9 protein-coding genes are annotated in these 14,072 nt (G+C 37.3%); all 9 read left to right on the top strand.

The features are described from left to right. Position 1: 1 nt before the first annotated feature. The 9 genes from FHP04_RS11635 to FHP04_RS11595 all read left to right on the top strand — a co-directional run bounded on the left by FHP04_RS11635 (position 2) and on the right by FHP04_RS11595 (position 14,063). On the top strand, positions 2–1,588 hold the full coding sequence (locus FHP04_RS11635) for an ATP-binding protein (RefSeq protein ID WP_139856306.1): 1,587 nt from the start codon (positions 2–4) through the stop codon (positions 1,586–1,588). Between the two features lie 68 nt (positions 1,589–1,656). Further along, on the top strand, positions 1,657–3,768 hold the full coding sequence (locus FHP04_RS11630; protein WP_139856305.1) for a Piwi domain-containing protein: 2,112 nt from the start codon (positions 1,657–1,659) through the stop codon (positions 3,766–3,768). A 19-nt stretch (positions 3,769–3,787) separates the two neighbouring features. After that, positions 3,788–5,872, top strand: a complete 2,085-nt coding sequence (locus FHP04_RS11625) for a DUF262 and DUF1524 domain-containing protein (RefSeq protein WP_139856304.1) — start codon at positions 3,788–3,790, stop codon at positions 5,870–5,872. An 88-nt stretch (positions 5,873–5,960) separates the two neighbouring features. Continuing rightward, on the top strand, positions 5,961–6,671 hold the full coding sequence (locus tag FHP04_RS11620) for a hypothetical protein (protein ID WP_073217637.1): 711 nt from the start codon (positions 5,961–5,963) through the stop codon (positions 6,669–6,671). 319 nt (positions 6,672–6,990) lie between these two features. Next, complete coding sequence (locus FHP04_RS11615) at positions 6,991–7,362, top strand: hypothetical protein (RefSeq protein ID WP_072765459.1); 372 nt, start codon at positions 6,991–6,993, stop codon at positions 7,360–7,362. A 117-nt stretch (positions 7,363–7,479) separates the two neighbouring features. Next, positions 7,480–11,895 carry a CusA/CzcA family heavy metal efflux RND transporter gene (locus tag FHP04_RS11610; RefSeq protein ID WP_139856303.1) on the top strand — a complete coding sequence of 1,472 codons (4,416 nt, stop codon included), beginning with the start codon at positions 7,480–7,482 and terminating at the stop codon, positions 11,893–11,895. A gap of 16 nt (positions 11,896–11,911) precedes the next feature. Then, complete coding sequence (locus FHP04_RS11605; RefSeq protein ID WP_073217711.1) at positions 11,912–13,171, top strand: efflux RND transporter periplasmic adaptor subunit; 1,260 nt, start codon at positions 11,912–11,914, stop codon at positions 13,169–13,171. A 115-nt stretch (positions 13,172–13,286) separates the two neighbouring features. Further along, entirely contained in the window at positions 13,287–13,625 is a 339-nt protein-coding gene (locus FHP04_RS11600) for a P-II family nitrogen regulator (RefSeq protein ID WP_045079539.1), read from the top strand. Positions 13,626–13,640: 15 nt separating this feature from the next. Continuing rightward, positions 13,641–14,063 carry a Fur family transcriptional regulator gene (locus FHP04_RS11595; protein WP_073217630.1) on the top strand — a complete coding sequence of 141 codons (423 nt, stop codon included), beginning with the start codon at positions 13,641–13,643 and terminating at the stop codon, positions 14,061–14,063. Positions 14,064–14,072: the final 9 nt, after the last annotated feature.

Genomic DNA, 14,072 nt, shown 5'->3' with positions numbered 1-14,072 from the left:
TATGGAAGAAGTAGCATTACATAATATTAGACAAAGTGAAGGCTTAATTGATAGCTTGTTGCCTCTAAAACAAAAAATAGAAAAAAAATTAAACTTAGTGGAATATCATAAAGACACTAAACACATAAGTTTAAACAATAATCTATTACAACGATTGGCATTAGCAGCGGGTTTAAGTCAAAACCACAAACGGAATTGGTCAGAAATTGAAAAACTCTCTATGGATAGTTTACGGATCCACGAAACTACCTTCACCAAATTCGATTTACAGCAAATGTGGTCCAGCTTAATAAAATATCGCTACAATCATTTAGAACTCGACTGGTCAGTTGCCGCAAACCGAAGCCGGGTTATCAATTACGAAATGCAACAAGGCTTAAAGTATTTGATGAATGATGACAATTTAGATAATTGGTTGAATATAACAACTACATCTGGAAATGCGTCATTTGGTGCCATCCCATTCTTAGATTTAAATATAGGAATGTTTGAAGGAGATATTCCTGCCACTTTAAACTTAAACGGTAGAGAGATTCCTAATACACAAATTTTAATTGCTGGTTCCACAGGATCAGGTAAATCAAATTTATTGGCAGTTTTAATGCGCGAAATGCGGTCTTTAACTATAGAAACTGCGTACCCGGTAAATTTCCTTTTTTTTGATTATAAAGGCGAGTTTTCCGACCCTGCCAATCGTTCTTGGTTCAATCACTTTGAATTAGAAGACAATGCAATTTTAGACCCTATTAAAGCCCCTTTGCCATTTTCACCTTTTAAAAACTTTGAAGGAAAAACTCAAAATGAAATCAATCTATATGCCTCTGAATTAGCCAACGCCATTTGTGCAATTGATAATGCAAGAATGAGCGCCAATATGAGTAATAGGCTGGCAGAAGCAGTTATTGCGTCTTACAGGAAAACTAAAAACAAACCCCTTTCTTTCGAAATCATTTTAGATGAGTATAATAATCTTCAAAATGAAAAAGACAGAAGTAAGGACGACAGTATAAAATCAGTTTTAAAGCAACTCATAAGAAATAATCTCTTCTCAAAAGAAGACAACATCGACCTTATCAACAATAGTTTTATTGTGAAAATGGATGGTTATCCAAAAGATGGCCCCTTGGCGAAGGCCATAGTATATTTTATTATTTCCAAACTCAATACTATTTACGAAAAGCTTCCAAAACAAGAAGTGTCTGATCAATGTGTCCAAATCCGCCACTTCACTATTATTGACGAAGCACACTATATGCTCGACTTTGATAATAAGCCTTTGCGAGATTTAATAGCAGTAGGACGAAATAAAGGACTTAGTATTATTCTGGCTACTCAAAATATGGATAGTTACAAATCAAAATTCTTTGACTTTTATGCAAACGCCCAGTACCCGCTCATTATGAAACAACAATCTATTACAGATGCGGTAATTAAGGATCTCTTTGGTGTTTCAGGGAATGAATTTCAAGAAATAAAAGAAGCTATTGCAGGATTGGCATTAGGCGAATTGATTATTAAAGACGCCACCGCAATTGTTTTAGGAATGGGTAAGAAATTTAAGAAGATTAAAGTCAACAGATTTATATAAAAATAATTCAAACTAATATGAATTTCCTTTAATACCAGTTAGATGAACCCGTAATAAACTCTGTAAAAATGGCCAACCTCTGTTTCAACATCCTGACCTTCGACCATCCAAAGGAAGAATTAAGATTATATTTTACCGATAAGGAAGATATTAATCTCACTCGTATGTATCACACCTTAGTCCCCGATGAGGTCATTCAAGAGTTTGGTCAACAAGAACATTATTACACCTCTTTTGAAGAAGAAAAAGAAGGTTTTTTTCCAGTCACCAAATCTGTCAATCCTACTTATGAAAAAAAGCTTGATAAATATGGAGAAGAATATTCCGCAAAGGTTCACAATACATCATTCTCTATTTCCATTTTAAAACGCTATTACAACGCTAAAATCCATAAGTATTTTACTGATAAAGGGTTAATGGTAAAGCCTAATTTCATTCACGATACAGAGGTTTGGCTACCAAGCAAGAAATACGACAGTTCGGGGAAATACAATCTATATGACCGCTATTGTCTCCGAGTTCAATTTAAAACCGTTAGTAAAAAACTGGAATTACTCGTTACTTTCGAAGGAGTTCCCAAAATATATAAAGAATCAGTTGAGGTACTCCAAGAATTCGTTTCTCCTACCGCTTTCAATTGGGTAATGTTTGAAAATGAGCTTCATAAATTTGAAGACTTGCCAAGTGCCGGCAAAAGAGCTTATGATAAAGTGTTTCCAATATGGAACTTCGATATCAGAGATGGTTTGGGCGAAGCTACCGAGGCTCCTGATAAATCCAACAAATACATTAAATTCAAAAATGGAATTGATTTCTTTTACAAAACGTATTTAAATAACGAAGAATTTAAACAGCTAATTCCACTAAATTCAAATGGATTTATCCCCGTAGAAGAATTTAGAATAGGAAAGGTGAAAAACAACAGTAACCAATTATTATTTGGTGAGAAAGATGGAATAAGACAATCCCACATCGTACCGATGAATGGGATAAAAGAATTTGGCCCCTATGATTTCAGCGATACCACCAAAATTCATTTTTTCTTTATTTACCATAAAGACGACGTACAAGCAACAAAAAAGATTGACAGCTATTTTAGGGGCACTGAAAGAGGCTTTGGTGGATTGTCAAAATTTATTCATACGCCATATTATACTGAAAAAGGGTTTAGTATATGTTTTGAGGACTTAGACAATCCTTGGCCCGAAATTTATACCAAAATCACCGACAAATATTTTGAACCTGATGTTCAATATATAGCCATTTACATCAGTCCTTTTTCTAAAAATTCCCCCGATAAGTCCAGAAGGAAGATTTATTACAGATTGAAGGAACTATTGCTAAAAAAGCGCATTTCCTCCCAAGTAATAGACGCAGAAAAAGTATTGGCTAATGACAAATATTTTTATAGTCTCCCTAACATTGCAATTGCCATTCTTGCTAAATTAAAAGGTACTCCTTGGCGTTTGGACAACACTATTAAAAAGGAATTGATTGTTGGTGTAGGAGCGTTCAAAAACCCTGATTTTGATATTAAATACATTGGTAGTGCTTTCAGCTTTTCCAATAATGGAAAGTTCAACCGCTTTGAGTGCTTTCAACAAAATCAAACAAGGGAATTAGCCGGTTCTATTATAAGAGCGGTAAAAGAGTATGCAAATCACAACCCTGATATAAAACGCTTAGTAATTCACTTCTACAAAACAATGGGTCAAGAAGAGCTACAGCCAATAGAAGATGGATTAAAAAAGTTAGGGTTAAGCATACCAGTATTTATTGTTTCAATAAATAAAACAGAATCTTCAGACATTGTAGCTTTTGATTTGAATTGGAAAGATTTGATGCCTATAAGTGGCTCATATATCAATATCGGGCGTCAAAAATTTCTATTGTTCAACAATACCAGGTATAGTAACAATCACTTTAATTTCTCAGACGGTTACCCATTTCCAATAAAATTAAAAATATACTGTACCCAAGCCGAATTAGTGGACGATACAAAAACAGTGAAAGAATTGATAGACCAAGTTTATCAATTTAGTAGAATGTATTGGAAATCAGTTCGACAACAAAACTTACCAGTAACCATTAAATATCCCGAAATGGTCGCAGAAATGCTCCCTCATTTTGATGGTAACGAAATCCCCGAATATGGAAAAGACAATCTTTGGTTTTTGTAAAATAAACAAATAAAACTCTATGGAAGCAACGCAGGCACAGTTATTAAATCTATTGGACGGTAAAAAACAATTCACAATTCCAATCTATCAAAGAACTTACTCTTGGCAGATTAAGCAATGTCAACAATTATTTAATGACATTTATAGGGTAGGAAATGACGCTTCCGAACTTTCCCATTTTATAGGGTCAATCGTTTATTTCAAACCCGGAAACTCTCCGATAACAAGTGTACCTGAATTGCTTGTTATAGATGGCCAACAAAGACTTACAACCGTCTCCTTGATGCTTCTTGCGTTAATTCACTTTTTAAAAGAAAATGATAACATTACACTTGAAGACGAAACTTGGGAAGAAATTCAGGAAACATATCTTGTAAATAAGCATAGAAAAGATGACTCCAAATTCAAATTACTTCTTACTCGTAAAGACAAAGCCACTTATACAAATCTTATTGATGAAATAGAGATTGATGGGAATTATTCTAAGAGAGTATTAGAAAATTATAAATTTTTTAAAGGGAAGCTTCATTCTGATAATGTTCAGGCTATCTATCACGGTATCAAAAAGCTTATTATTGTTGATGTCATTCTGGAAAGAGATAAGGACAATCCACAACTGATATTCGAAAGCTTAAATTCAACTGGTTTAGATTTATCCCAAGCTGATTTAATTCGCAATTATATTTTAATGGGTCAGCCCTTGGAGCAACAAACTGTTCTCTATGAAAGATATTGGTACCCGATGGAACAAAGCTTTGGGGAAAATATAGGTGCTCTTGCTTGGTTTATTCGCGATTATCTCACAATGAAAGAGGCTTCCATTCCAAAGATCAATCTTGTTTATGAAACATATAAAAATTTTCTGCATTCAAAAAATGGATTCAAATCTGTCAATGAAGCTATAAAAAGCTTGCATAAATATTCAAAATTTTATGTTCGCATTGCTCTTTTAAAGGAACAAGACCCGGATATCGCTAAAAAACTTAAAGAAATTACAAAGCTGAAAATCGATACCTCTTATCCCTTTTTACTTGCTGTCTATGGTGATTATGAAGATGAGCTAATCAACAAGGATGAATTTATTCAAATTATATCTTTAGTTTCAAATTATGTTTTCAGAAGAGCAATTTGCGGAATTCCTACTAATAGCTTGAACAAAACTTTTGGCACCCTTTATAAGCGTATTAAAAGAGAAACCTATTTAGAATCCGTTCAGGCAGCATTCTTATTAATGGATGGCTATAGACGTTTTCCCACTGATGCGGAATTTACAAAGGATTTACAGGTAAAAGATGTTTATAATTTCAGGTCCAGAAACTATTTATTGGAATCTCTCGAAAACTGGAAACGCAAGGAACTGGTGAACGCCGAAAATTATACCATCGAACATATCTTACCACAGAATCAAAATTTATCCCTACAATGGCAACAAGAGCTCGGAGAAGATTGGGAGAAGGTTAAAAACCAATATCTTCATACCTTAGGTAATCTTACTTTAACAGGATATAATTCTGAATTATCTGATAGGCCTTTTTCAAATAAAAAAACTATCGAAGGAGGCTTTAACACGAGTCCTTTATTTTTAAACGAATCAGTAAGAATAGCGGATATTTGGAATAAACAGGCAATATTGAAACGTGCTTCAACCTTAGCTCAACGTGCTTGTATTGTTTGGAAAGAACCTCATTTGTCACAAGAAAGATTAGACATTTATAAAGAGCCTGGTCTCTCAAAGGAGCAAACCGTTTATAACATTGAAAACTATGAACATTTACAGGGCGATATGTTGGTGTTATTTCAAAACCTCGAAAAACGAGTTCTTAATTTGGATGCTTCTGTAAGAGTTGAATTTAAAAAACTTTACATTGCTTTTAAATCTCAAACAAACTTCGTAGACGTAGTGCCTCAGAAGAAAAGATTAAGACTTTCATTAAATACAGAATTTGACCGGATAAAAGACTCGAAAGGCATTTGTAAAGATGTATCCGGTTTGGGAAGGTGGGGTAATGGTGATGTTGAGGTTGGTTTAGAAAACCTTTCCGAATTAGATTATATAATGGAATTGATTGAACAGGCTTTTGAAATACAGGTCGAATCGGTCTAATTGTTTTTCTATCGAATCCGAGGTTGTAATAATAAGCTTAATTTTAAGCCAATAATGAAAAGGCTTGGTAGCTTTTTTAAAAAATACAATGAGAAATAAAGACACTTGCAAATTATGCGGAAACTTTGAAACATTAACTTTCGAACATATTCCTCCCCAAGGTGCTTTTAATTCCTCACCTGTTCTTTTTCAAGATAAAGAAAACTTATTAGACAAGTCCAGTTATCGTTATGGAGGTCGTAAGCGAAGTAACCGTGGTGCTGGTGGTTATCATTTATGTGGTTCTTGCAACAAGAATACTGGTAGCTGGTATGCAAATGATTATATTGATTTCGCCAAACAAGGTGCATATGTATTGACACATCGCGTCTATGCCAATAATTTCATTTGCGCAGAATATGAAATAAAACCTTTAAATGTCCTGAAGCAGATACTGACGATGTTTGTTGCCCTTGATAACAGCGGCTTCTTCCTAAAAAAACCAAGTATAAGGGAATTTATATTAGACAGGAAAAGTAAATCATTGCCACCAGACATTCGGCTTTTAATGTATATGTCCAGTGCCATAAGTTTAAGAAATCCATTATCTTGGTCAAATATGGATGGATACGCTCGAACATTCGGGGAAATCACTTTTATACCGTTCGGCTTTCATATTAGTATAGAAACGCCTACAATAAACCGCCCCTTTTGCGACATTAGTAATTTTTCTGATTTTGAATTCGGTGAAGAGAGTTTAATTACATTACCATTGCGGCATCTAATTCCTCAAAGCATATTACCTGGTCTGTATTTATAAAAATCCTTCAATCCATATTTATCAAAACACAAACATTAACTGTATTCGTCCGTCTTGAAGTTCACCTGTACAAAGTCCTACCCGCACACCCATTTGCTTCCGGTCGGTTCTTTTCGTTCGTTCGTGCCTCACTCTCTACAATCACCCACTTCCAGCAACGCGCAGCAAGAGTAGCCCACCATTCATTTCCGTTGCACTACAATTCATTCAGGGCCACACTTGCTATTTCAACTCCTGAGTATCATTATAATTGCACAACCTGTGCATCGATTAATTTGTATCTTTGTCAAACTTTATGAAAATATTCTTTTCCATATCAATGTCAATTTTATTCTTTTTTCAGGGAATTAGCATTGATATGGACTTTTGTGGACCAATTAAAGAAATTTCAAGCATTATTACCCATTATCAAGACCATAAAGTTTATGGAGACTCTTTCCTTGAATATGTAGTTGAAGATTACATTGACAATGATGCAAAAAATGAAGGGCATCATAATAACCCAGATAAGGAGAATACACCAGTCCATTCCCATCATCAATGTTGTCACCCTTTAGTATTAATTATTGCGAACAACAATTCGGCTTTAACCAATCGACTAAAGTTTGAAGAGAAAAAACAGTTTAACTTACATAAAGTAAACTTCACTTCCAGATATCTGGAATCGCTTTTCCAACCCCCTAAAGTATAATTCAGTTTTTTTAGGATAGCTATATCCTACCGTGATGCTTTTAAAAGTAAGTATCGCATCATAAACGCATTGCATCTCTTTGCATTGCGATGTTTAAACTGAATTAATACTTTTTCTATGATTAACAAAATCATTTCATTTTCCATTAATAACAAGTTTATTATTGGGCTCTTTATAGTGGCACTTGTAGGTACGGGCATTTGGTCTATGGCCACTATAAACTTGGGTTCTGTACCCGATATTACCAACAACCAAGTACAGGTTATTACCGTTGCACCAAATTTAGGTACTGAGGACATTGAGCAATTTGTAACCTATCCGGTAGAATTGGCAATGGCAAACCTTCCTGATGTTATCGAGCTGCGTTCGATCTCTCGGTTTGGTCTGTCCGTAGTAACCATTGTCTTTAAAGATCAAGCGGGGACCTACCTTCCCCGGCAATTGGTACAAGAAAAATTAGCCGAAGTGAAGGGAGAAATTCCTGAAGGTTTTGGTACGCCATTTATGGCACCCATAACCACAGGTCTGGGCGAAATCTACCAATACACCCTAAAAGTAAAAGAAGGCTATGAAGATAAATACGATGCAACAGAGCTTCGTACCATCCAGGATTGGATCGTTAAACGTCAAATGGCATTAGTCCCAGGAGTTGTGGAAGTAAACGCTTTTGGTGGATATGTAAAACAATATGAGGTTGCTCTAAACCCCGATAAACTTAAAAGCTTTGGCCTTACTATGAGCCAGGTCTTTGAAGCATTAAGCGAAAATAACGCAAACACGGGAGGGGCGTATATTGAAAAAAACCATCAGGCCAATTTTATACGTGGCGAAGGCTTGGCGCGTAGCATTTCAGATTTGGAAAATACAGTGGTCACTACACAAAATGGTAACCCTATTCTAATCCGTGATGTGGCCGAAAAGGTTGGCTATGGGAGCCAGGTGCGTTATGGTGCTTTTACACAGGATGGCCACGAAACTGTAGGGGGACAAATATTGATGTTAAAAGGACAAAGCCCGAGCACCGTTATAGACAATGTTGAAAAGCGTATAACCGAAATTCAAAAATCCTTGCCGGAAGGGGTTTATATAGATACATTTTTAAGCCAAAGCGAGCTTATTGAAAGAACCACAAGTACCGTAAAAACAAATCTAATTGAAGGGGCGCTTATAGTCATTTTTGTTTTGGTACTTCTTTTGGGAAGTTTTCGTGGCGGTTTGATAGCTGCTTCGATCATTCCCTTATGCTTATTATTTGCATTTATTTTAATGAAACAATTTGGCATTTGGGCAAACCTAATGTCTTTGGGGGCAATTGATTTTGGGATTATTGTTGACGGTGCGGTAATTATAGTGGAGGGTACGGTTTTCCACATACATCGACGGATGAAAAAATCCACAACCGCCATTAACCAAGCTGAAATGGATGAAATCGCCTATGACTCTTCAAGTAAAATGATGAATTCTGCCTTCTTCGGTCAACTAATTGTTCTTATAGTTTTTACACCTATTCTGTTTTTGACAGGTATAGAAGGAAAAATGTTCCGACCAATGGCATTTACTTTTGGATTTGCCGTTTTAGGAGCAATTATTCTTTGCCTTACATACGTGCCAATGATGTCGTCCTTATTTTTAAAACCTGCTAAAAATCAAAATAGTTGGTTTGCCAAATTTGAAAACCAGATGGATAGGATCAGTGATAAAATTATGGGTGCTTTGAATCGTGCCTATCTTCCCCTGTTGAATTTTTCACTTCGTTTTAAAGCAGGAGTCATTATTGGAGCGGTTGCGCTATTCTTGATTGCCGGATTTGTTTTCAGTAATATGGGAGCAGAATTTGTCCCTAAATTTGATGAAGGCGATATTGCCTTTCAGGCCTTGATAAAACCAGGGAGCAGTCTAACAGAATCTATTGAGGCTTCAGAAAAACTTCAGAATCTGATTAATGAATTTCCAGAAGTAAAAACGGTAGTTTCAAGGATTGGCGTGGCCGAAATACCAACAGACCCAATGCCTATGGATATTGCGGATAGTTACATTATTCTTGAAAAAGACAAGAGTAAATGGACTTCCGCAGATAGTAAGGAGGAGCTCATAGAAAAAATACAAGAAAAAATTTCAGTAGTGCCTGGTGTAAACTTTGTGTTTACACAACCTGTTGAACTTCGATTTAATGAATTGCTGACTGGCGTTCGTGAGGACGTAGCCATCAAATTATATGGAGAAGATTTAAACGTGTTGGCAGATAAGGTTCAGGAAATTGCTGCGGTCATACGGAAAGTTCCGGGTGCTGCAGACCTTAACGTAGAGGCTACAAGTGGTTTGCCCCAAATGACCGTGGTGTATAACCGCGCAAAAATGGCTCAATACGGAGTAACCGTTGACAAGCTGAATGATTATGTGAGTGCATCGTTTTCAGGAGAAGCCGCAGGTGTGATTTTTGAGGGCGAAAAACGCTTTGATGTAGTCATTCGTTTGGCGGAAGACTTTAGGCAAGACATCAACAGCCTTAAGAATTTGTATATCGATTTGCCAAACGGAGCGCAAGTGCCTTTAAAGGAAGTCGCGGACATCAGTTACAAACCAGGACCAATGCAGATTTCAAGGGACAATACCTCGCGGCGTATTTCAGTTGGTGTCAATGTTCGTGGGCGAGATGTAAAATCGATGGTTGAGGAGATTCAGCAAAAACTGGAAACGGAAGTGAAACTGCCACCGGGATATTATGTTACTTACGGAGGGTCATTTGAAAACCTGCAACGTGCGTCAGACCGATTGATGATCGTAGTCCCAATCGTTTTAATAACAATATTTGTTCTGCTTTACTTTGCTTTGAATTCATTTTCACAAGCCTTGATGATCTATATGGCGGTACCTTTGGCAGCCATAGGTGGCGTTTTCGTTTTGTGGATTCGTGGAATGCCTTTCAGTATTTCGGCGGGAGTCGGGTTTATCGTACTCTTCGGAGTTGCCGTATTAAACGGCTTGATTCTTATAAACAAATTCAATGAACTAAAAGACAGTGGAATGACAGATATAAAAAAACGTATATACGAAGCTACGCACGAACGTTTACGTCCAATTTTATTGACAGCCATTACAACAATTATGGGCTTTATCCCAATGGCGGTTTCCACCTCTGGTGGTGCCGAAGTACAACGACCATTGGCAACAGTAGTGATTGGAGGAATGCTTACGGCAACCTTTCTGACCTTGGTGGTTATTCCTATTCTTTATTACTGGCTCGAATCGAGAAAAGAACGAAACAATAACGATGGAGCTATAAGCTATGTCAACAAATCAACGAACATTGTAACCGTATTATTGATGGTTGGCGGTTTGATGGCTTCTGGAACTGCTTTTGCCCAAGACACCAATCAAAATGGAACAATGCCAAAAACCTTGACTGTAGATGAGGCCATTGCTATGGCAAAACAGAATTATCCATCGCTTAAGGAAAGTCAGGCATTTATTGAACGGGAAAAGGCACTAAAGGGAACGAGTTTTGACCTTGGTAGCACACAAGTTTTCACGGGCAAAGAAGAATATGGCAATAATCTTCCTGGAGTGCAAACAACCGTTGGCGTGCAACAAGGCAACATTGATTTGCTTTCAGGATTTTCAAAATCGAAGTTTTATAAAGAGCGCATTGCCTTGGGAGAAAAGTTTTATGTGGCCAGTGAACAACAGTTGGTGCGCAATGTGATGCAAGCCTATGACCAAATTAATTATTACAAGGCACAGTTGCGTTTTGCAGACCAATTGGACAGTATTTATGCCAATTTTCAGTCCGCTGCCCAACTTCGGTATGACACTGGAGAAACAGGCAAGTTGGAATTTATTTCAGCCTCTTCCGAATTTCAACAGATTCAAGTGTTGAGGCAACAAGCTTTTGATGATATTGAAATTGCCAAACGTGCCTTAAAACAATATTTGGGAACGGATGAAACCATCGAGACGGTAGATGGTTTTTACGAGCCATTGGATTTTATGGCGACATTGGATTCAACTTCGGTTGCCAATAACCCAATGTTGCAATATGCCTTGCAAAATGCCGAAGTAAGTAAAGCAAATGTGGGCGTTGAAAAATCGCAATTCCTACCGAAATTCAGTTTATCATATGGCAGGCAGGTTGTGGATGATGTTTCAGGGTTTAATACCTATCAGGCAGGTATTAGTATTCCGTTATGGTTTTTTCCGCAGAAGTCAAGGGTTAAGGCAGCCAAGGCAGACGCAATGGTAGCAGAGAATCAATATTTGGAGCAAAAAGCGGTTACAGAAAGTCGTGTTTCACAATTGACCAAATCACTCGAAAAAACAAAGAAGATTTTGCAATATTACGAAGAAGGCGCACTATTGTTGGCAGAAGAACAAATTACCACAGCGCAGTTGGCTTCTAAAGAAGGCGAAATAGATTACGTCAATTACATCACGATTCTCAACAGTGCCATCCGCATTAAACAGACCCATTTACAATACATCAATCAGTATAACCAGCAAACCATTGATATGCAACATCAATTGGGCAATTTATAACCTTAAAAAAAGAGAAATGAAAAATATACTATTAGTAAGTACCGTATTATTTACACTTATGTTTATGAGTTGTAACGATGGCCAAAAATCTGAACTTGGGCATAACGAAGCTGAAGGCGTATCAAAAACCGAGGCTGGGGGCGAAGATACACACGGAGAAGAAGGCCACGATGAAGGAGAGGAAGAAGGTGGTCACAGCGAGGAAGAAGGCGTCGTCGAACTTACAAAGCAACAGGCTGAAACCATCGGTTTGGAAACGAAGCCTCTGGAGGAACGGAATTTAGGGAACAACATTAAGGTAACAGGTATGCTGGAACTTTTCCCACAGGATAAGGCGAACATCAGTCCGTTTGTTGGTGGAAATGTGAGTTCCATAAAAGTAATACCTGGAGATAACGTAAGCAAAGGACAGGTGTTGGCATATATAGAACACCCAGATATCATTGCAATGCAACAGGAATATCAGGAAAAAAATGATGAACTGGTCTTTTTGAAACAGGATTTTGAGCGCAAGCAGACCCTTTATGATAAAGGTGTTTCTTCTGGTAAGGAATTTCAGATGGCACAGTCAAAATTTCGTTCCACAACATCCAGCGTCAATGGTCTGCGTTCCCAATTGAGACTGTTGGGCATAAACCCGGACAAGGTGGCTGAAGGCCAAATATATTCCGCAGTTCCCATTACCACGCCCATAAGTGGCTATGTGGATGAAGTAATGATTAGCCTTGGCGATTACGTGGCGCAGCAATCCAAGATGTTCTCAATTAGCGATAACTCGAAGATTTATGTAAACTTTAAAGTATATGAGAAGGACATAAAGCAAATCAAGAAAGGGCAACAGATATATTTTTCAACGGCTTCTCGTCCAGACGAACTGCTTAAAGCAACCGTTAGGTCTGTTGGCAAAACCTTCAATACCGACCCAAAGGCTTTGGAAGTCCTTGCAGACATTGAGAACAAGGATAAAAACCTGTTGCCGGGTATGTACGTGGAAGGACGCATAGTGCAGGGCGAAAAAAAGGGTTTTGCCGTACCGGAAGCTGCCATTATAAAAGAAGGCGAGCAATCCTTTATTTTTATTTTGGATGAAGATGAAGCAATGGAAGCGAACAAAATGAAATTTAAAATGATACCCGTAACGGTTGGTATTACTGATTTGGGCTTTGTTGAAGTCAATTTACCTGCCGAAGTTTCAACGGTTGCCAAAGTGGTCATAAAAGGAGCTTATAACCTGTCTTCGGAAATGGTTAAAGGCGAACTGGAACACGGACATTAATTCAATAATAATCAAAGATTTTGATTCCGAGTTTGTTTATCGTCTTAATTGGTTAGTTAAAAATTAGAAAACAGGCTCGGTTCAAAATCGATTAAAAATTTAAAAAATTCATAATATGAAGGAAATAAAAGCATTTATAAAACCGAACCGAATCCAAAGAGTCATTGAAGCACTATCAGATAATGGATTTGAAAGTATGACCCTTTCACAAGCAGAAGGCACTGGCGCATTCAAATCAAAAGGTGCAAGACCGTCGTTGGATTTTCACGTAACAGATAGTCCAGTGGTTAAGTTGGAACTGGTCTGCCAAAATGAGGAAGCCCAAGCGGCCATTGAAACAATTATAGCCAACGCCAAAACCGACGGGCCTGGAGATGGTATTATATATATAGCAAATATTGAAGATGCCTTTCAGATTAAAACTGGAGATTCCTTAAAACGGTACGACCTATAAAACACTTTATCACAAATGGAAAAAATAGTCCAACTACTTGAAAGCAAAGGGATACGACCTACGGCTATGCGCCTTATGACTTATAAGCGTTTAGCAGAATTAGAGGTGGCCATCAGTCTTGGCGATTTGGAAAAGGATTTTAAGGTCAGTGAAAGAAGCACCCTATTTAGGACTATGAAAGCGTTTGAGGAAAAAGGTATTGTACATCAAATTGAGGATGGGACAGGTGTTATAAAATACGCCCTTTGCGAAGAAAATTGTGAGTGCGAGGTTGGCAACGACCTTCATTTACACTTTCATTGCAACAATTGTAATGAAACTGTCTGTTTAACAGAGCATAAAATCCCTCATATCAACTTACCTGATGGCTACATTACCGAGGACATTAACTTGGTGGTAAAGGGTATTTGCGAAAAATGCAGCGACAATCTGGATTAAACGTTTGGT

It is taken from the genome of Aequorivita sinensis (genome assembly GCF_006346335.1).
GTDB lineage: Bacteria > Bacteroidota > Bacteroidia > Flavobacteriales > Flavobacteriaceae > Aequorivita > Aequorivita sinensis.
Note: the sequence above shows the minus strand (reverse complement) of the source record. Positions and strands in the feature narration are given on the sequence as shown.